Origin of the sequence: Niallia sp. FSL W8-0951 (genome assembly GCF_038006525.1) — a bacterium.
Taxonomy (GTDB): domain Bacteria; phylum Bacillota; class Bacilli; order Bacillales; family Cytobacillaceae; genus Niallia; species Niallia circulans.
This window is the reverse complement of record NZ_JBBOVK010000001.1, coordinates 1760266-1781374: the sequence shown is the minus strand read 5'-3', so window position 1 is coordinate 1781374 and position 21109 is coordinate 1760266. Positions and strand designations below refer to the sequence as shown.

The 21109-nt window shown below is 32.0% G+C and carries 21 protein-coding genes; 9 read left to right on the top strand and 12 right to left on the bottom strand.

The features are described from left to right. Positions 1-138: 138 nt before the first annotated feature. Positions 139-951, top strand: coding sequence for an SGNH/GDSL hydrolase family protein (locus tag NSS71_RS08910; RefSeq protein ID WP_047940456.1), 813 nt, complete (start codon positions 139-141; stop codon positions 949-951). A 10-nt stretch (positions 952-961) separates the two neighbouring features. Continuing rightward, on the top strand, positions 962-1534 hold the full coding sequence (locus tag NSS71_RS08905) for a YpmS family protein (protein WP_047940457.1): 573 nt from the start codon (positions 962-964) through the stop codon (positions 1532-1534). Positions 1535-1620: 86 nt separating this feature from the next. On the opposite strand, the gene NSS71_RS08900 is transcribed toward NSS71_RS08905, so the two are convergent. After that, positions 1621-2379 (bottom strand): DUF4397 domain-containing protein, encoded by a 759-nt coding sequence (locus NSS71_RS08900; RefSeq protein ID WP_341151595.1) that lies wholly within the window; start codon positions 2377-2379, stop codon positions 1621-1623. A 389-nt stretch (positions 2380-2768) separates the two neighbouring features. Here NSS71_RS08900 and rsgA point away from each other — a divergent pair, with 389 nt between their 5' ends. From rsgA to msrB, 3 genes are all read left to right on the top strand, one after another. Beyond that, a complete protein-coding gene (gene rsgA / locus NSS71_RS08895; protein ID WP_341151594.1) occupies positions 2769-3821 on the top strand; it encodes a ribosome small subunit-dependent GTPase A in 1053 nt (350 codons plus the stop codon). A 171-nt stretch (positions 3822-3992) separates the two neighbouring features. Continuing rightward, the gene (gene msrA / locus NSS71_RS08890) at positions 3993-4526 is read left to right on the top strand and encodes a peptide-methionine (S)-S-oxide reductase MsrA (protein WP_082138222.1); all 534 of its coding nucleotides are present in this window, start codon (positions 3993-3995) and stop codon (positions 4524-4526) included. Next, positions 4526-4951 carry a peptide-methionine (R)-S-oxide reductase MsrB gene (gene msrB, locus NSS71_RS08885; RefSeq protein ID WP_047940460.1) on the top strand — a complete coding sequence of 142 codons (426 nt, stop codon included), beginning with the start codon at positions 4526-4528 and terminating at the stop codon, positions 4949-4951. The genes msrA and msrB overlap by 1 nt, the downstream gene beginning before the upstream one ends. A 59-nt stretch (positions 4952-5010) precedes the next feature. Here msrB and NSS71_RS08880 read toward each other — a convergent pair whose 3' ends face one another. Further along, positions 5011-6084: a GDSL-type esterase/lipase family protein gene (locus NSS71_RS08880; protein ID WP_144580814.1), complete on the bottom strand. Its 1074-nt coding sequence runs from the start codon at positions 6082-6084 to the stop codon at positions 5011-5013. 227 nt (positions 6085-6311) lie between these two features. Here NSS71_RS08880 and NSS71_RS08875 point away from each other — a divergent pair, with 227 nt between their 5' ends. The 3 genes from NSS71_RS08875 (at position 6312) to NSS71_RS08865 (ending at position 8616) form a co-directional block, all read left to right on the top strand. Beyond that, complete coding sequence (locus tag NSS71_RS08875; RefSeq protein WP_047940462.1) at positions 6312-6551, top strand: YozE family protein; 240 nt, start codon at positions 6312-6314, stop codon at positions 6549-6551. Positions 6552-6979: 428 nt separating this feature from the next. Beyond that, positions 6980-7105 carry a hypothetical protein gene (locus NSS71_RS08870; protein ID WP_341151975.1) on the top strand — a complete coding sequence of 42 codons (126 nt, stop codon included), beginning with the start codon at positions 6980-6982 and terminating at the stop codon, positions 7103-7105. A 23-nt stretch (positions 7106-7128) separates the two neighbouring features. Continuing rightward, positions 7129-8616: a recombinase family protein gene (locus NSS71_RS08865; RefSeq protein WP_341151593.1), complete on the top strand. Its 1488-nt coding sequence runs from the start codon at positions 7129-7131 to the stop codon at positions 8614-8616. Positions 8617-8787: 171 nt separating this feature from the next. Here the strand turns inward: NSS71_RS08865 and NSS71_RS08860 are convergent, their stop codons facing one another. After that, on the bottom strand, positions 8788-9120 hold the full coding sequence (locus NSS71_RS08860; RefSeq protein WP_341151592.1) for a phage holin, LLH family: 333 nt from the start codon (positions 9118-9120) through the stop codon (positions 8788-8790). A gap of 66 nt (positions 9121-9186) precedes the next feature. Continuing rightward, complete coding sequence (locus tag NSS71_RS08855) at positions 9187-10203, bottom strand: N-acetylmuramoyl-L-alanine amidase (RefSeq protein ID WP_341151591.1); 1017 nt, start codon at positions 10201-10203, stop codon at positions 9187-9189. A gap of 189 nt (positions 10204-10392) precedes the next feature. On the opposite strand from NSS71_RS08855, the gene NSS71_RS08850 reads away from it, so the two are divergent. After that, positions 10393-11502, top strand: coding sequence for an acyltransferase family protein (locus NSS71_RS08850; protein ID WP_341151590.1), 1110 nt, complete (start codon positions 10393-10395; stop codon positions 11500-11502). Positions 11503-11536: 34 nt separating this feature from the next. On the opposite strand, the gene NSS71_RS08845 is transcribed toward NSS71_RS08850, so the two are convergent. From NSS71_RS08845 to NSS71_RS08810, 8 genes are all read right to left on the bottom strand, one after another. Further along, entirely contained in the window at positions 11537-12286 is a 750-nt protein-coding gene (locus tag NSS71_RS08845; protein ID WP_341151589.1) for an SGNH/GDSL hydrolase family protein, read from the bottom strand. A gap of 73 nt (positions 12287-12359) precedes the next feature. Further along, positions 12360-13718, bottom strand: a complete 1359-nt coding sequence (locus NSS71_RS08840; protein WP_341151588.1) for a hypothetical protein — start codon at positions 13716-13718, stop codon at positions 12360-12362. 16 nt (positions 13719-13734) lie between these two features. Beyond that, on the bottom strand, positions 13735-14019 hold the full coding sequence (locus tag NSS71_RS08835) for a hypothetical protein (RefSeq protein WP_341151587.1): 285 nt from the start codon (positions 14017-14019) through the stop codon (positions 13735-13737). 131 nt (positions 14020-14150) lie between these two features. Beyond that, entirely contained in the window at positions 14151-14531 is a 381-nt protein-coding gene (locus tag NSS71_RS08830; protein ID WP_341151586.1) for a hypothetical protein, read from the bottom strand. Positions 14532-14692: 161 nt separating this feature from the next. Further along, positions 14693-15046 carry a hypothetical protein gene (locus NSS71_RS08825; protein WP_341151585.1) on the bottom strand — a complete coding sequence of 118 codons (354 nt, stop codon included), beginning with the start codon at positions 15044-15046 and terminating at the stop codon, positions 14693-14695. Between the two features lie 18 nt (positions 15047-15064). Then, positions 15065-17605, bottom strand: a complete 2541-nt coding sequence (locus NSS71_RS08820) for a hypothetical protein (protein WP_341151584.1) — start codon at positions 17603-17605, stop codon at positions 15065-15067. Further along, entirely contained in the window at positions 17589-20285 is a 2697-nt protein-coding gene (locus NSS71_RS08815) for a DUF7359 domain-containing protein (RefSeq protein ID WP_341151583.1), read from the bottom strand. Before NSS71_RS08815 ends, NSS71_RS08820 begins: the two co-directional genes overlap by 17 nt. 15 nt (positions 20286-20300) lie before the next feature. Continuing rightward, positions 20301-21074: a phage tail protein gene (locus NSS71_RS08810; RefSeq protein ID WP_341151582.1), complete on the bottom strand. Its 774-nt coding sequence runs from the start codon at positions 21072-21074 to the stop codon at positions 20301-20303. Between the last annotated feature and the right edge of the window lie 35 nt (positions 21075-21109).

Here is a 21109-nt window from a genome sequence, read left to right as displayed (position 1 = left end):
TTAAATAAGAGAATTTTTTACTTATTTCGCAGTGATTAGGATGCATATTGGGAGCTTATTGGAAAAAAATAAGTGCATAAATTCATTTCGAATTCTCTTCAATATGCTATACTATAAAAAATGAAGGTAGGTGAAAAGATGAAAAAACCATTTACCTTTCTTGTTTTATTATTTTCTCTTTTAATGCTTGTTTCCTGCTCCAATCAGACACTCTATAATACAGAAAAAGATATGGTAGTTTTGAATAAAAAGGATATACCAGTCAGTTTTTTACCAAAAGAATTAGCAATAGTATCTGTTGGAGATTCTCTTACACAAGGTGTTGGTGACAGCACTGGAAAAGGGGGATATATTCCATATCTGCAAACTTTACTTGAAGAAACTAAAGGAGTAAATAAGGCAGATTTTTTGAATTATGGGGTAAGAGGCAACAGGTCCGATCAGTTATTAAAAAGAATTAAAACAGAGGAAGTTAGTGAGTCAATTAAAAAAGCAGATGGTGTAATTATTACTATTGGTGGAAATGATATTATGAAAGTTGTACGAAATAATATTACCAATTTGCAAATGGATTCTTTTAAGGCACAATTAAGCGAATATGAAGATAATCTAAATAATGTTTTGGCTAGTATACGAGAATACAATCCTAAAGCTGTCGTAATAGTAGTTGGGGTCTATAACCCATTTATCAAGATGTTTTCCGATATCAAAGAAATGAATCAAATTGTGGCCGATTGGAATAGTACAAGTGAAAGGGTATTAGCAAAATATGAGCATACATATTTCGTGAGTATCGAGAATATTTTTGAAAATCCAACATCAGATTTACTTTATGAAGATTATTTTCATCCTAATGACAAGGGATATCAACTTATTGCTGAAGCCATCTATGAAAAGATGTTAACAGCGCCACTAGCTGATATACTGGAGAATTTGCAGACGGAGAATTGAGGAGAAAAGGTTGTTTAAGAACAAGTGGAAACTAGCATTTTTAACATTAGCAGGTGTTCTTGTACTTGGTATCATTTATATAGCGATAATGATATTTAAACCAGTTGAGAAGACACCGATATTAAAGCAGCAAGGAGAAGAAGTTCCATTTGCTGTTACAACAAATCGTGAGGATTTGACGAAGCTAATTAATCATTTTCTAGAAAAAGAAGGACTTAATGGTCCGATTCATTATGAAATAAATATAGCGGATCAAGTAGAGCTATATGGTACGATGCCGATTTTTCAAACAGATATTCAAATGAAATTAACCTTTGAACCAATAGCATTAGAAAATGGGGATTTATTATTAAAACAAAAAGAAATAAGTATTGGTCATCTGCCGTTACCCGTATCTTATGTAATGAATTTCATTGAAAATCAATATAATTTTCCAGATTGGGTTGATATTCAGCCAAATGAAGAAGAAATATATGTTCATTTAACTAAGATGGACTTGAAAAACGGAATGTTAGTAGAGGCGAAAACATTTGATTTAGAACAAAATATAATTCAATTTAATTTATTGCTGCCAACTGAATAAGTAAGAATGAAAGGCTATTTCTAAAAAGTCTCCTATCCCAAATGTATGGATTATTGGTGGGAGATTTTGAGAATAGCCTCTTTATGCTAACAGGAAAAAATTAATAATTCACAAGTTTTTTCATCGGTTCCTTCGACAATAAATCCACTATATGTTTTATCGGCTTCTAATTGGAGAGCAGGAAATTTCTTTAATACTTCCTTTGTTTCTGTATTTCTTGCTTCTAAATAGACAGTCATTGGAAACAATCCTAAATAAGAACTTGCTCCTTTATAAGGAATGGATGGAAATACGATATCTCCTTTTTGAACCGCGATATCAATGGTTGGCAGGTTTTCTGCCAGTTGAATAATTCGTAGTTTTGTTTCGTTTGCTGGTACAATTGGAAATTCAGGAAATGAATGTATTGTTAGGTTTCTTTCATTGCCAGCAAGAGCAAAAGTATGATATGCATTACAATCAATATTCAATATTTGACTGGATAATGGATCTATCTGCTTCCCAGTTTCATATATATCCAGTTGATATTTTCCAGCAGGCAATGTTAATTCATTGCTCATCGTTTTAAAGGATACTTCTCTTAACAGACATATACCATTCATGTAAATATCAACAGCAGGCAAGTTATTAGTGCCTTGTAAAAACCTGACTTTCCCATATTCATTTTGCCTTTGGATGTCCGAGACAATAGCAGACTTACTTTCCTTCTTTAAAGCATGGGTTAAGCTTTGAAGATGCTTATGATAATAATATACATGTAATTCAGGATTCGTATATTTATAGTAATCACTTAATACGTTATACATTCCAGCTTCTTGGATGGAGTGAAAATGATCTCTTGTCATGGAACTTCCCCCTAATATTCATAATTCTCTTACTTTCCATTACGATTTAAAAGTAAATCCAGCTTGACAGATGAAGAAAAGAGTCTTCTGAAAATAGAATATGCTAAAGATTAGGGAGAGTGCCTAATAAAATAGGCTTTACAATTTAATTGAATATTTATATAATAAAATTAATAAATGAAAGGGGCTGATGTCTTATGAGTAACAATACATTTTTTAAATCGTTTATTCATATAGCATACAGCCCAAACGGTTACGTCAATAAATGAGTATTTGTCATCTATAGATAGACGATAAGTTCTTATGTGGAGACTTCTAAATGTTTGTAGGGAAACCATGGGCTGTATGCACCATGGTTTTTTAATTTACAAATATTTGGAGGTCTATACATGGAATTAACCCAGATTGGTTTTAACGAAACTATTAAAGAAGCGTTTGAAATGGTTGCAAAGGAAAATCAAATAATTGGCAGAATTTCTTTAGAACAGAAAAGAATGTATCGAGTGTGGACGGAATATGGTGAGCTTTTATGTGAAGTATCCGGAAAATTAGCATACACTGCACAGTCAAGAGAAGAATTACCCGCAGTTGGCGATTGGGTGATTGTTTCGCCGAGAATTCTTGAAGAAAAAGGAACCATTATAAACATATTACCTCGAGTAAGCAAATTTTCTAGAAAAGTAGCAGGTAATAGTACCGAAGAACAAATAGTAGCAGCCAATGTTGATACTATTTTCTTAGTTAATTCATTGAATGAAGATTTAAACATAAGAAGAATAGAACGCTATTTAACTTTAACATGGGAAAGTGGAGCAAGTCCGGTCATTGTTTTAACGAAAGCGGATTTAGTAGATGATATTAGTGAAAAAGTCACTTTGGTAGAATCAGTAGCTTTTGGTATTCCTATTATAGTAGTAAGTATTGTAAATAACATTGGATTAGAAACGTTGAAAACATTTCTTTCTCCTGGAAAGACAGTCGCTTTATTAGGTTCATCTGGTGTCGGGAAATCTACTTTAACAAATTATCTATGCGGATACAATAAACAGGAAGTCCAAGGAATTAGAGAGTCCGATGCAAAGGGAAGACATACTACTACAAATCGAGAGATGGTTTTGTTGCCGAATAGTGCAGTATTAATTGATACTCCAGGAATGAGGGAGCTGCAATTATGGAATAGTGAAGAGGGTATTTCTAATAGTTTTTCTGAAATAGAAGAATTTGCAGCATATTGTAAATTCCGAGATTGTCAGCATGAAAAGGAAATTGGCTGCGCAGTAAAGCTTGCTATTGAAAATGGGAAAATCGAAGAAGAACGATTACTTAGCTATAAAAAGCTGTTAAGAGAACTGGCTTTTCTTGAGAGACGACAAGATAAAAAAGCACAATCAGATCAAAAGAAAATATGGAAAAATAGGAATAAACAATTTAAGAAGAAGTAGTTACTTGATTGTTTTTATAAAAAATCCCTTGGTCTTATGAATCAGGGGATTTACGTTTCTTTTAGAGACTTAATTTTTGCATATTTCTCTTATAAACATTAAGCTAATAGTGTGAAATCATGGAGATAAGGGAATAAAAAAGAGGAGAAAGTTATTTAGGGGGGTATAGATGTGAAGGAAAATGTAAAAGTGGCAACATTTGCAGGAGGATGTTTCTGGTGTATGGTTAAGCCTTTTGATCAGGAGCCAGGGATTATCAAAGTTGTTTCTGGGTATACAGGAGGACATAAAGAGAATCCAACCTATAAAGAAGTTTGTTCTGAAACGACGGGACATTATGAAGCAGTCCAAATTACATATGATCCAGATGTTTTTTCATATGAAAATTTGCTTAGTATTTATTGGCAGCAAATTGATCCAACTGATGCAGGGGGGCAATTCTATGATCGCGGTCAATCCTATCAAACAGCAATCTTTTACCATAGTGAGGAACAAAAGCAAGCAGCTGAAATATCTAAACAACAATTAGAATCAAGTGGTAGATTTAGTAAACCGATTGTAACAAAAATTCTTCCAGCATCTACTTTTTATCCTGCGGAGGATTATCACCAGGATTATTACAGAAAGAATCCTGAACATTATAATCGTTATCATATTGGATCAGGACGTGCAGCATATATTCAAGAGAATTGGAGAGATGAGTAATGGAAAAAGACAAACTAAAAGAAAAATTAACACCCATACAATATGAAGTAACACAAAACAATGGAACAGAACCACCATTTCGTAATGAATATTGGGATGAATTTGGTGATGGGATTTATGTCGATATTGTTTCAGGAAAACCATTATTCAGTTCCCTTGATAAATATGATGCTGGCTGTGGATGGCCAAGTTTTACAAAGCCAATTGATGAAGAAGAATTAACGGAAAAGAAAGACACTAGTCATGGAATGATACGCACAGAAGTGAGAAGTAAGGAGGCTGATTCTCATCTTGGTCACGTATTTAATGATGGTCCGCAACCTACAGGCTTACGATACTGCATGAATTCAGCAGCGATGAAGTTTATACCAAAAGAAGAATTGGAAGAAAAAGGATACGGTAAGTATTTAAGTTTATTTAGATAATAGAAGAAAGGGGGATGCCATGATAGGTATCCCCCCCTTTCTTCAAGGAAGTATTTTTGCTAATTAGTGATAATAGAAGATATTTGGATCAAATGTTGATCGGTTATATTATATCTTGATTTATGTGCGGAAATTTGAAAAGTAACCTTATGATCCGTATTTTTTAGACCGCTAGTGACATAGAGTGATCTTTCTTTTTTAAATGGCCACCATGTGGAAATAGTAGTTACATAGTTATTGTCTATAAATACATCCATCATTCCACCCTTTTCACTTCTGATTACGTTTACTCCTAAAAAAGAACCACTAAAATGATATTCAATATTTGCGCCAATTTTACCGGATGTATAATAACCATCTTTTTTTCGGAAAGAAGGGTCGATTAAATCAATAGGATAACTGGTTTTCATCTTCAAACTAGATACTTCATTAACAGGTATAGTAGAAGTCAGTACTTTCTTTTTATCGTGAATTGCTTTTTGCAGCGTATTAACGACTTCTTGAGCATATAGATAATATCCATAGTCATTTGGGTGTACAAGATCATTTGTTAATCGTTCAGTTGATAATCTAGATTCTCGAAAAGGAATTCTCATATCAATATTTGTTGCATAAAAGTTTTTAGATATCTGTTTTATAACGTTCACAAAGTCCTCATTATCTAGACTGCTTTCTGTAATTGTTATTAATTCTGCATCAGGATAACGGAGGACAACCTCTTCTAATAAAGACTGATAAAAGAAATAAAATTGCTTATCATCCATATATTTTCGATCATTTTCTCCAAATACAATAAATACTAAATCAATATTTTTAGATAAACTATTTTTCAATTTATATAATCCTTCAAATGCAGTGGCTCCGCTTTGTACTACTAACTGTTTTTTAAATGAGCCTCCATATTTTTCTGTTAAGCTCCTTTCCATAAGGTGAAACCATTTTCGATGATTGTTGCTTGCCCCTGAACTCCTGCCAATACTATCGCCTACAATTAAATAGTTCACTTGTTTTCCATCCGTAATTTTTTTGTAAACATTTCTTTTCGGTTGTTCAGAATGAACTAATGCATATGCCATGCTGGTTATGACAATAAAAATAAGAGAGTAAATAAAATATTTCAATCCTTTTTTCATTTTTCTATTTTCTTACCCTCCTTATTAATTAACGAATATCCTGTTCATTAAATTACCCTACAGAAATACAAGGTAACCAGTAATTTTATTGTATTTTGAATGAGAAGAAATTTAGGCTCTTCGAACAATTACTATTGAATGAATTTAAATTCAACTAAATCACTTGCACCATTATTTTCAATTATGTATAGTATACGTTATATCTATCGATCAAGGAAGGTGAGATCATGACTAAATCTTTTTATCATTTTCTTATGAAGTTTAGACATCCCGAACCAAATGATCAAATTAGCGAATTTGCGAATGAAGCTTATCTTGATCATGATTTTCCCAAAAATAGTTTTGATTATGATGAAATAAGCGATTATCTAGAATTAAATGGTCATTATCTTCCGAGCATGCGTATTTTTGATGAGGCATGGGAGAAATATTTATTTCAAGAAGAAAAGAAGAATTATAGCTATTGAAAACATCCAACCACAATTTGTTTGGATGTTTTTTTATCTTCTTAATGTTGCCTGTCTAAAAGGTTAATTATTCCTTAAATAATAAGAAGAAAAAAAGGAAGAGCTGATGCTTGTACTTAAACATTGGAAAGTATTCTTCCTTTTAACCTATACACATATAATGAATAAACCGTTTAAGGAGTGACAATAACACAATTAGGAAGATAGAGAATTTTTATGCGCGAATAGTGGTTTGTTGCATATGATAGTAGTACCAAATAAGTGAAAGTATAGCCGGAAAAGGATGGAAATTACATGGTAATTGAAGATAGGATAATATTCCTTTAATATCCCCCATCTTCATGGATCAAATATTCTATTCAAGAGTGTGGGGGAAAAACGCATAAGTAGCAGTGCCACACAATCTTGTTTAGAGAGGATTTGTTATTATGGCGAATCGAAAAAAACCAAAATTCAAAATTGGTGATACAGTCGTGATCACGATATATGGAACGGTCGGAAAAATCACGGATGTAAAAAATCTTATTTACAGTAAGTGTGAAGTGTTGGTATAATTGACTTTAGAGGTGATTGACTAATGCTTGCTGCACTATATTTACGATTATCAAGGGACGAAGAACAAAAAGGACTAGTAGAAGCCCTTCATAATCATAGAGAGGCTCTAATAAAATTAGCTGAAAACAATAACTTGCAATATGATATATATCAAGAAGTATCAAGTGGAATGAATTCAACAAGGGTGGAATTGAATAAATTATTAGAAAATATCCACGAATACGACTATGTTTTATGCATGGATATTGATCGTTTGACTAGGGATAATGTTTATGCAGAACAATTAAAACAAATCTTTTATATGAATGACATAAAAATTTTAACTCCAACAGGAGAAATAGATTTTAATAACGAATCCAATGATTTATTATACAGCTTTTCTAGTCTATTAGCTAACTACGAATGGAAACAAATTAGGAAAAGAATGAGTAGAGGAAGGTTAGCGGCTGCCGGTCAAGGTAAATGGGTAGGAAGCAATCGGGTTCCATTAGGATACAAGAAAAATAAAGAAAAAAAGTTAGAAATAGAAGAAAACGAAGCTAAGATTGTTAGATTTATTTTCAACAAACTATTGGAGGGATATTCTGCTCATCGGATAACAATAGAATTAGACAAGTTAAATTGGAGAACAAAAAGAGGGAAAACAATCACTACCACTCATATTTCTCTAATGCGAAAAAATCCAGTTTATTATGGTACAGTCGCTATGAAGAGAAGGGTTAATGGTAAAGTAGTGGATGAAGTTTTTGTAGAAAATGCCCATGAGGGAATTATTTCAAAAGAGACATTTCTAGCCCTTCAAAAAACAAGAGTTAAAGATCAAAAGTTTAATTTACGAGAAAAAGGCACTGTACATGTTAAGTTGCACGGATTAATTTATTGCAGTGTGTGTAAAAGAAGAAGATATATTCGAACTGATGGAAAAACCAACACATATTATATTAAATCATGCGGTAGTAAAATAGTGACTGATGTATGTACTGATAGGGGACGTAAATATGATGAAATCGAAAAACTTGTTTTTGAAGACATTAAGCGAGAAAAAAAGTCACTAGAAAAGAAAAGAGATATACTCCTTAAAAGTGATGATAATCAAGAAATTAAAAACTTAGAAATAAGAATCAGTTCTTTAAAAGCTAACAGAAATAAGTTGAATACCAGAAAGAAAAATCTACTAGTAATGAGATCTGATGGTGAAATTTCAAAGAGTGAATTCGAAGAGTTTAAAAATGAGATAGATGAACAATTGAAATCAGTTGAAGGCGAAATAGAGTTACTAGAAATAAAAAAGAACTCTGTTAAAAACAGAGATGAAGAGATAAATAGATTAAATTATATTATTAATCAAATCGATTTTATTGATGATATGAATACTATAGAAGTTAACGCCTTTCTTAAAACGATTATAAATAAAGTATACTTCACTTCTAATGAGTCTAAGTTAGATAGTACAGCAAAAGGTTTGAAAAACAGAGAAAATTTTACTGTGGAAATAGAATATAAAGAATAATATATGTTTGCTATTTAGTGTCAAAGTTGTGAGTCTTTCTTTAAAAATTCCTAATAAAATTTAACTTTTATGGAAATAGTATTATTACCACTGTTTATCACCAAGAGTTACTTCATGAAGAATAGGAATCCAGTGAGGTTAGTCTCCATTTCCTCACTGGGTTTTCTTATGTTATTTAGATGCTGCTTTAACTTCTTTGACTACAGCTTCAATTAATTGATTCAACTCTTCTTCACTAATTTTAATTTTCTTAGATGCTAAGAGATCTAATAATTGTCCTTTTGCAATTTCGAACTTTTCTTCACCTTTTAATTCATGTGAAACTTGTTCTACTGCATTGACAACGATTTTAACTAAACCTTTATTATGTTCTAATTTAGCAAGCAAACCTTTTTGTTTTAAAAATTTAGTCACGTAAGTTGTGATAATACCAGCGAATGCAACTAACACAGTTGATAATAATTCAATAAATTGACTTTGTAATAATTGCTGAATAGCTTCCATTTCATATTCCTCCTAAGAATTAATAATAAAAATCCCCAACTGAACAAACAGAAGTGGATTGGTACCTTAAACTAATTTAATCTGAATAGCTTCAACACGTTTAGATAGACCTGTAGTTCCAGCAGCTTCACCATTTTTCTTCCAAGGTGTCCAACCGTCTTTTTCTACATGAACACGATATTGGATATCTAGCCCTTTAGCTTTAATTTTAACTGCTTCAAGTCGTAAGCTTTCTCCAATAGTCCCAACTACCTCACCGTTAGTTCTAAAAGTAGTCCAACCTAAACCTTGAACATGAGCTTCCATTTCTATCTTAGCATCACTGTTTTCTAATTTAACTGTTAACGCTTCTAGCCGTTTAGATTGACCTGTAGTACCTGCAGTTTTACCATTGGATACTTTACCTTGCCATCCAATTCCTTGAACATGAGCTTCATAAACAATAGAAGGGGATTTAGCTTTAACCTCAGTAGGTTTAGTATTTTTAATAGGAGTAGTAGGTTTAGGAGTAGCTTTCTTCTTTAAACCTTTCCATTTAGCAATAGCATCAGCAATACCTTTTCCAACGTCTTTGAGCACTGCATCACTACGAAGTTTACTGATATCAGTTGTAGAGTCCATAAAGCCACCTTCGATTAATATGGCAGGCATTTTAGTCTCACGAGTAATATGTAGATCAGAGAATTTAATTTTGCGATCACGCAAACCATATGTTTTTACTAGAATAGGTTGAACTGCTTGAGCCATTTCTAATGCTTGACCTTTGATTCCAGTTTGAACATGAGTTTCAACTCCGCCCCAATTTCCCCATTTACCACTATTAGCGTTGTGGTGGAAGGAGATATAAATATCCACTTTATCAGCATTAGCTTTATCTGTACGTGTTTTTAATGGTACGTCTGTTTTACCTGTCGGATCATCATAACGTTTAACTTCAACGCCTTCATATTCTTTCATTTTAGATATAAAAGCACACAGTACCCTATCGTTAAAATTCCATTCGTATTCTCCATCAGGAGTACGTTTTCCAGGAGTTACTCCAAAACCACCGTGACCAGCACAAGTTCCAATTTTAAAAGTCATTACAAATTCCTCCTAATTATTTTTTTTTTGCATATAAAAAAGGAGTCTCCGATTTCTCAGAAACTCCTTAAATGCCAAACTATTAAATTGTTTATTTCTTACACTTCTATAAAAACATATTGTAAATATAATAAACGTTCTTTAAAATGAACGATATAGGACATTATAAAGAAATGTTGAGGTGTAAAGATGAAAAAAGAGATAATAAACGAAATATTCTTATTGAGAAGTATTTCATGTTTAGCAGTCGTGTTAATTCATTCTATTGGATTTGCATTAGAAAACGTCGACCACTATAGCTCACTAGATGAAAAAGTGTTAGCAATTATAAGAACCATTTTAAATTTTGGAACACCAACTTTTATTTTCATTTCTGAATTTTTACTAGCTAAATCATATTCAGATGGAGTTCCAAAAGGTTTCTTCATAAAAAGGTTTAGATTTTTATTAATTCCTTATATTTTTATGGCTTTCTTTTACGCTTTGATTGATATTCAAAATAATGAGATGTCATTTTTGTTTTCCAATATTCTAATAGAAACTTTCAAAAATATTTTTCTAGCTGATTATACAGGATATTTTGTTGTAATTATCTTCCAGTTCTATATTCTTCACGCATTATTAAATAAAACTTTAAAGAAGTATAAACCAACAATGGTACTAACTATTTCTTTACTTATTAATCTAATTTACTTAGGTTTTTTCAATTTTACAAACCCTCTATCAGAATATATTTGGTATTATTCTAGTTGGATGCCATTTGTAGGATGGGTATTTTATTTTACAATGGGATATTATTGCGGCACCCATTATCAATATTTTAAAACTTTGTTGAATAAGTATAAATTGTTAGTTTATATAATGCCTTTATTGACGCTAATATTTGTATTGGGTTTAAGATACACAGGGTTACTAACAATACCGTCTTCTAAGACAGTAGGGATACTAATATTTACACCAACAATGATTTGCTTAATTGTACACATATCTCTAAAAATGAAGAGAATACCTTATCTAATGCTTGTAATAAATAATTGTTCATTTAGCATATACTTATTACATATTGCATTAATCAATGTACTAAGCTCTCTAATAAACAAACTTTCGTTTTTAAATATATATCTGTTTACAATGTTTATATTTTTAATAGCTCTATCTACGTCCATACTAGTAGCTATAATATTTAATAAACTACCTTATGGAAAATATGTAATTGGAAATATACAGAGACCAATAATATTACAAAAACAACAAGAAAAAACCTATGTATCACTGCTAAGAAAATTCAAAATAATTTAATGAAAAAATAGAGTTCTCTATTTGTTTAGAGAACTCATAAATTTGTAACTAAATCTAATGATTGAAGCGATATAGTATCGTAAATGTAATCAGCAATTTTTTCATGTCCGCTTTGATTAGGGTGGAAATGATCAGAAAAATAATCGTCCCATTTATTTAAAAGAATTGATACATCTACAAGCTTTATTCTATTCTCGAATTTAGTAGAATAATCAAAAATCCATTCCTTGTATTTTTCCAAAGAAGAGAGGGAGCAGGGATAATAACGTTCATCTATACCACAATGTGATACGAGAATAATATCTGCTTTAGTATTATTAACCAAACCCTCAATAAACTGACTAAAGTAAATCTTAAAGTCTTCCAGTGGAGTCAATTGCATCCCACCATCGTATTCAATCAATTTATTCTTGACTCTCCATCTAAGAGCAGACTCTATTTTTTGATACTTACCTTTAAATAACTTAGAAGAAAAATACGGTCTTGGGTCTAACCAACCAATTTTTCTATATTTTTTAGGCATAAATTTCAAAGAATTATTAGTAGGACGAACAATTGATTCAGTTATCCCGTGCATAACAAATACATAGTTAGGATTTAAAGATATAATATCTTCAAGCTTATAAGCAGATTCTTTAACTTGCATAGCACTTCCTGCGAAATTAAACAATTCTGTTTCCAAATTAGCAACATTGTTGAATTTTTGAGCAATTAAATCAATGTACGAATGATCACTAACTCCTAGACCTTGGGTAATAGAGTCCCCACAAGAAACAATTTTCAATTCATACCACCCCTTTGGTTAATACCATAATTATACAATGGGCTAACCAATATTATCCAATGTTTTTTTTAAATTAAACCCCTTGAATAATAATATTAGAATTGTAAACTAAGCCAGAAGCTATTTTAGAAATAGTGATATCATTTCTAGTAACAGATATTGGGATGTCGGTTGGATTTAGAATATATGGGTTAGTTACAAACGGGATATCAAATGATAAGGTAAGGTTGGCATCTGCATCATGTTTAAAGTTCGATAGTCTAACTACATATGTTTTAATATCAGGACTTGTGATACTTTGGTGCAATCTCATACTACCCGAAGTGCTTCCATTAAGAGATTTAATTGTAATGTCGTTTGGATATAGCAAATTGGTAAATGGGAAGTCGGATACATTGAATTTACCAATCCAACGTGCAGTATTTTGTGCTGTCTTAAAAGCTTTATTAGAACCATTTCCTTTAAAAGGATTAAGTCCTGGTTCGTATATTATAACATCATGACAGTATCCCACGACCACAGATGATTCTGCGACTCTTGATTGGATTTTATAAGATGAATTCCATGAAAAACCAACGTCAATAAATTTTGAATTACTTATGCCATTTCCGTTTATATTGGAGTACTGTTCAGTGTATATAGCAGCATTACCGATAGATTCGAATCTTACGTGATCAAATAATACATCAACTAAAAAATCTTTATTTGTAGCTGTTCCCTGTTCCTGATATATTCCATAAGGAGCAAATCCTACATGAGTTCTAAGGATAGTGCCTCCACCGGACATATTTGCATCAGAAGAAACCCCAATACTTGCCATTTGAGCTCCTGTAAAATCGCAGTCAAAATAAAAATTATCTCCATTATCCTTTTGTATGAATAGATTGTAAAAATTATTGGTACTTTTAACGTTCACTAAACTACAATGACCACCAATGGTATCTATTATTACACCTTTATCAAACCGCTCAACTCGAATATTTTCAATCTTTTGTGAACCTATAATTTGTATACCATCACCATTAGCATTTTTAGTGCCAATGACCCAACTGCCTTTACCAACTAAACTAAAATCTCGTAAGGTACATTCTCTTCGTAAAGTACTAGGGTTGGTAATTATAGCTGGAACATTAGTGCCTAATGATTTAGTAAGTCTTAATTTAGTGGCTTGTATCCCTGAACCTTCAAGGATTATTCCTCCTAAATTTAACTGACTCGAAAAGTTGTATGTGCCTTTCGAGAGCTTTAATTTTCCACTTCCACCGTTGAAAAAGTTAATTGCTTTTATGAATGCTGCAGTACTATCATAACCAGGTGATTCCTCATCGATTTTAGCGCCAAACATTTCTAAAGAGATAAACCCTTCGATTTTTTTATTAATATTTTTTATTTTTGAATCTGAATTGTTAGGGTCTAAATAAAAACCAGACATAAATTCACCTCCTTTGCTAGTATGCAGCAGACCAAATATACTGAATTCCAGGCTCCTCTATTTTGAAACTGTATATTTTAGGATCAACCTCATTGGAAGTAAAACCTTGCCCAGCTTCTCTAAATTGTCTAGAGCCATTAATCACTATATGACAATCTTGATAATTTTTAAAACTAAATTTATAAAAACTAAATTTAACATTTATCCATGTTTCGTCTGTTGGAGGTACAATTTCTATATTTTCTGTAGAGGTAAGGATATCTTCTGCACCCATAAAACCAGAACCAATTTGAACAGTCATGATCAAACCTCCTTATAAAAAAATAAAGAGTCTTCGTATTAACGAAAACTCTAAAATTACTAAATTAAAGTATAGGGGAGGGGACTTACAATAAAAGTCACCTTTTATTTAATAAATACATAAATAATTCGTTATTTTAATCCGAATTTTACTGATAAATAATATGTAATTAGAGTGATGATAATAGCACCTATACCTGTAAATGCCCATTTTAATATTTTACTAGGTTTAATTGTTGTTTCATCTGCAGCTTGTTCAATTGCACCAACTCTAGTATTAATTTCACCCAAATCTGTTCTCAGCTCTTGTTGCGCATGATTAAGACTGGTTAAATTGCTATTAATATTATTCAAAGTTTCTGTTATTTTAACATTTGAGTCAACTTGCATTTTAAATATGGTGTTTAACTCAATTTGCGATTCATTTTTTTCAATTTGCTTTTTAATCAGAGTATCGTGTTCTTTTACTGAGCTTTCTAATACAGCTACTTTAGACTCTAAGGATTGTGTCACAAATATTTCACTCCTAACTCACTATAATATAAATACTTATCACCTCGCTTGTACAACAATGGCAAGCTGAAATGCGAAAAGACTACTTGGGTTGTAGAAAAAAGAAGTAGTCTTTTATAATAGTTTTTCCAACTCTATTTGAATGGTTAACTGAACATAATTTAGACAGTCCCATCTCCTATAGATTCATATTCATCTATTTCATCTTCAGCTCCTTCAAACTCTGGTAATGTCTTGATGTACCCATAAATTTGAGCGTGAATTGATTTAGCATCAGGTGAAATATCGGGCTCAAATATAAATTGCCGTGACATCACTGTAGATTCTCCTCTACGACGCTTATAATCAAGTTGAAAAGTAATTAAGTTCTTTTCCCATCTAAATGAACGTACCTGAACGTAACCTCGCACAACCTCGTAAGCCTCACTTCTTTCCATCATAGTAACTGATGGATCACCAAGTAACGGTGCAACATTAATACCTGGCGGTACTATATAATTTACAATAATAGCCATATTTTACCTCCTTTATTATCACACCCAAACCCCGCCATTCCATACAAATTCTTCTTTGCTTCTTTGTCCTATTCTAAAATTATTTGGCACTGAGACAAATTCACCACTTACAATTCCAACATCATTATCATACGAAACATTACGAACAACTAAACGCTGTCCTACGAAAGCTCCTTTTCTAAAGTTACCAATACTCAAGCCTGGTAAAATCGGATCTACCGGTGCATAAATGGTTGGACTAGCAGTTAAAGAAGTGGCATATAACAATGTTAAACCATCTCTCCCAATGGTTTGTGTTTGAATGTTTGATGTAACGATCGGGTAGTCTACAAGGACGTCTTTTATTCCGAAAGTGTCCGCAGCTTCTAAATCTCCGTCTACTCTGTAAGCTCTAAGTTTAGTTATTGCTGTGGAAGTATCTCCTGTGAAAGTGTTTGTGTAAGACACATTCCCTTTAATTAGGGTTAAATCATAGAAGTAAGCTTCAGCATCGGCTAGGTGAACAAATCGGAACGAATTTCCTTTATATTGAGAACAATTCATTTCAATCATTCTACCTTCAATTACACCATTATCTACATTTATTATTCTACAGTAATCCACTATAGAAGCTCCCAAAGTAAAACGCACATTGAGCATACGGAGATTAGCATAGGAGACTTTAAACACTTCATTCCCTGTCTCAAGTGAACTAAGGAATGAATTCCTTAAAGTAACGTTTAATTTACGTCCAGCGCGACCTTGAATCATCCCAGATCTAAATTTTGTATTACGAGCAACAAAATTCTCTATAAGAGCATTGTCGGCTTCTTGAAAAAGATAGAATCCAAACAAATCTGATTCCGATGTACATCCTCTCAAAACTGAATCTGTACTCCTTAATTGAAAACCTGCTCCTAATGAATCTGCACCCTGAAGAGTACCGAAACTTCTACAGTCATTAAACTCTATATTGTAGGCTTCTCTATGTGTATCAAATGGAGCGTTAGTACATCCATGACCTTCACAATTATTGATCCTTGCAAATGCCGTATCCCCATATTCTCCAGCTGTTGTTGTATACCCATGTCTCACATTTGTAAATGTACAGTTTGAAACCAATCCAGCATAAGAACCTTGATCATTTACTCCGTAACCAATATTCCCGTTTGCTGGATCGTTAGTTAGATTGGATGCCTGCATTTTATCAACTTTATACATAAAGCAAGATGCAAGTTTTAAAAGTTCTCCGCCGCCTTTTATTGACATTGTACTGAGAAAAGTTGGAAATACAGAATGTTCAACTGATACAAAAGGTGCTTTATTATCAATTACATTGGTCGTATCAAACTGAGCATTCACTAATTCTAATTTGTCTCCTTTTAATTTATAAACTTTTGGTTGATTGTCATGAATATGTCTTAAAGTAGTGTTTAGATATAACTTATTACCTTCGATATACGAAACTATTCCAAATTCCGCTCGTTTAACTGCTGCTCCAGTTGTGTAAATAAGAGATTCAGAGATAATCCTAACTACATCTCCAACAGAATATTCCACCGTAGACGTAACAGTAAGCACACTGACCGGCGTTGTAGGATACTTTGGAGATTTATCAGTAGTGATATTGAGAATATTAATTTTCTCAGTTATTCTTCCCTTATAGATAAATGCGCTTTGATTTTCAGAAGTGACTATTACAGCGTCAGGGTCGAAAGTGATTCGCAAGTTTTTTTGAGCTAAATTAGCACCATTTACTACGTACCTGCCAGCTGGAACATAAATTGATGAATGTTCAATCGAAGCTTTTTCGAAGGCTTCAGCACAATTTATACTTTCATCTCCCAGTGCCCCATATTTTTTTATATTTACACCAAGGTCATCGATATTATTGTTTAACTCGTTAATTTGTAACATTCTTTGTTGGCTTTCATAAACCACTTTTTCATTAACTTCTACTACATCTTTATCAATAGAATCAAACCTATTTTTTAAAGATGTATATGTATTACCATTCTCTCCAATATATGCGTCTTCAATCTTTTTTTGATCTGCATTTATTCTATCTCTTGCAACAGGATATACTTTCCCATTTCTGTCAGTTCGTACATCTACAATTTCATCAGGCTGAGGATTCTCTCTAATTAGAGTATCAACTCGATTCTTTTGTTCTAAGTCTAATCTATCTAAATCATTTAGTTTTCTCGATAATACCCCGAATTCATCATCTAATAAATAAATACGAGTAGAAGGGAAGTATATTACTCCTTCTCCTAGATAAGTGAAAGTTAAACTTTTTCCCTCGTTAGAAGAATTGAATGAAACCAAACCATTTAAATAGTCCACTTGAAATTCATTATTTGCAAGAATGGTGAAGTTGGAATCAGTTTGTTCTTGCCAATTAACATCAAATCCAGTAACAATTACACGTTCAGCTTTATTCGGAATCTCTCTGAGTTGTGCTTTACCATCTAATATAGTTATGACTTCTTTTAATGGTTTGAAAGGATCGTCAGGAGTATTTTTTCTTTTCATAAATCGAATAGGGTCATTGTATATTTCCTCATAATAATTGTTCATTTTCTTCACCTGCCTCCTCATTGATTGGTGGTATGTAATAAGCCTTATAGTAATATTTAATATTCAATTTGTTCCCATACATATTTTCATCATTCCCTGTGTAAAAACCATTGATAGTTAATTGTCCATAAATTAGTGACAAATCATTGCTAATACTTGATAAGAATAGATTGTTGTTTGTAGACATAAAAAAACCTCCCAAAACGGAAGGAATAAATAGGCTATTATCTGTGTCAACTGTTGTATAAATCTCCACTAAACTAGGAGTGAAGGGAAGGGGAATTAGTTTATTGTTAGTTCCATCCCCTATGTAATTTCCAATTGTGAATTTATGGGTGTTTCCTAAATTACTTGTTGGTACATTACCAGTTTCATCTAATATCGCAAATCGTTGAGGAGTAAAACCATCTAGAGTTTTGGCATCCCCTGAAATATCTGCAAAAATCATCCCATATTCATCTCTTACTGGAATTGTAAAAGGTAATTTATCTACACTAGCATAATAATCATCTAACGTACTGGATGAACCAGATTTCACATTTTTAAGTTCTCCATTTTCATCTGCTATTTTTATTTCTTGTGTGGTTGGATTAATAAATACGGTTTGTTTCGCTTCGACAATTTCTGGTTCTTTATCTGCTGTTAAAAAAGTAGTGCCGTTAACTTTCCCATTCAAAAATCCATTAACTACGACAGTCTCGCTGGGTAGATAAGGCATGTTTGGAAAGTTCAACATGTCTGAATATATGATTCTATTTTTATTTATGTCAGGATCGACTTCCCTGTACGCTCTAATACCTAAAGTGTGATAATCAACCGGAGACTTGTTGGTAAAAGATATTGTTCTAGTTTCGTAGGAAACTCTCTCTTTTTCTTCTTTTGCAATTGTTGAGCCAAATGTATAAGTTTCATCCAAAGGACTAGAATACAAAAAGATTTCAAAACCATCAATGTCATGTTCATTTAATCCAGTGATATCATAATTAGGATAATCCCATCTAACAGATATATTTACTGACCCATTATTATTTAACCTATGTGTAACAGAGTCTATTGGGAAAGTGGGGGATACCGGCATAGTAGAATTCCTATCATTTCTAGTATTAAAATTAGTTACCGTTTTATTAATAATTGATTTTGTATAAGACCAATCAGCCTTCATTTGATCTACTTCAATAAACTTTAATGCTATTTGGTCTTCTGGAGTTATAGCAATACGTTTACCATTTGAAACATTTACATTTAAACTATCGGATTCATAGTCTATGGTATATTCTAAGATTTTCACCTCTACATATGTACCAATATCATCTTGTTCAACTCTTATTATGTCTCCGATACCAAAACGATCCCAGTTATGTTGTTCAGATACAATTTCAAAGAAATTAACTACATTCATTGAAATATCAATAGAAGGGGAATTGTTTTCCTCTAAATATTTTCTTCCTTCACTCATCAAATCATTTTCATCAGTGATATTAGAATCAGACCATTCGCCTTCGTGAATATAACTTTCTAGTTCATTTAGTTGTCTCTCAGTAAAATTACCTTCATATGACAGACTAACTTTAACAGAGGTGATTTTTGCATCAATATCCTTAATGTCATTTTCGATAGATTTGATTGATGATTTTACATTTCTAATTTCCGTTTCCTTTTGTGTCCTTTGCTTATTTAATTCTTTCAATGAACCACCAGTATCTTTTGTCCATTGAATATTATCAAGAATTATTTTTAATTCAGAATTTAATATAGTCAGTTTGTTACTTTCTTTTGTCAGAGACTCTTGTTTCGATTTCTTTTTAGAAAGCAAATCTCTCAATGTAGAATTATTATTTTTTAGTTTTTCATTATATGCTTTCATTGCTTCATTTAAATCTTCGCTCATAACATCGTAGTAGTAGCTAAAATCATCTATATAACTTTTACCTGTCGGATTAACGGACACAACAGTTAAATCATCAGCACCTTTTAGAGTTAATCTAGTAATAAGATCATCTTCATCCAAGGTTTCCTCAATACTTTGTAAGTAATTTTCGTTTGAAATTACAAAACCTTTATATTTAGAAACTTCTTCTTCCTTGTAAAAATTAACCGTGCAATTTATAGTATCAAACACCAATATAGCTTTAAATGTATCTGCAATTTCAACAAGAAATTCTAGTTTGGTTTTACTCGATACAGAAAACTTACGATATTTTTCATTAAATTCAGGATTAATATACCCTATAGTCCAACCAGTACCTTTTAAACAATCGGTTGTTACTTGTTTACAAGTGTATGAGATAACATCATACCCAATTATTTTTTTCCAACTTAACTCATATTCACGGCTCTTGCAATTAACAACTAATTCAACACGTTCGTTTACGGATTTAATTTTACTAACTACCACGTAATCTTCACGATATATTTCTTGTTCGGATTGAACATCGTAAAGTACTGCACGAATAAAATTACGCTTGTTGAACTTTTTTATGTTCGGATTCCGTCTTAGTTTTCCGTTCATATTAATTATGTACGGCACAATGAAAGACATGTCATTACGATCATTGAATCGAATTGTTTGTTTCTTACTATAGGAATCTTCTAATTCTCCAACAACCATTCCTTGTGGGTTCATTAAAAACAATCTTAGCTTTCGAGGACGTTTTCCATAATCAACATAATATTGAAGCAAATTTTCACCTCCGTTCTATAAAGTTAACGATTTGTACATATACTCATATTGAAACTTCAAAATACATTTTCCATGAATTTTGAAACGGTTTTTACCATATGGAAGAGAAAGGTAAATATTATTAAAGTCAGAATATCTTTCAATACCTAAACTGGACTCAATGATAGTATTTTTTGAATATATAGAAATTTTTTCTCTATCCTTAAGATTATTCAAAATGAATGGTGAATTAGGTTTTAGTGAATTTGTAATACGAATTGAACCATCACCAATTTTTATAATCTCCATATAAGGTTTAATTTCGGATCTTCCACGATTAAATATTTCAAATGTATTTTCCTCTTGCTTAGAAAAATCAAATATCGGTTGAATAATAGGACTATATGTATAAGGAGAATCACATCTAAAGGTAATTGTAAAATATCCTTGTTTTAAGCCATTATGAATCATAGAAGGGGATTCAATAGGAATTACTTTGAATATTCGATTTAGATTTTCGCTAAAAGCAAGAGTCCCATATTGTTCTAAATCCAACCAGTCACAAATTTCTTCTATCAATTCATCGTTCCATGGTTCCTCAAAATAAAAACTTAGTGGTGGAAGAGTAATTGGTTCTTTTTCTACACGATTAAGATAGGGGATAGGATTGCCCATTACCTTTTGCTCTACAATAGAGCGAGTTCCCATCATTGTTTCTTCCATTAATCCAGAAGAAGTATTAACATTTATTAGTTTAAAATCTATTGATTTGCGCCCATTGAGTATGAAATATAAACTTTCCTTAATCAAAAATATCACCTCACTTCTATAGAAAAAGAGTCGAC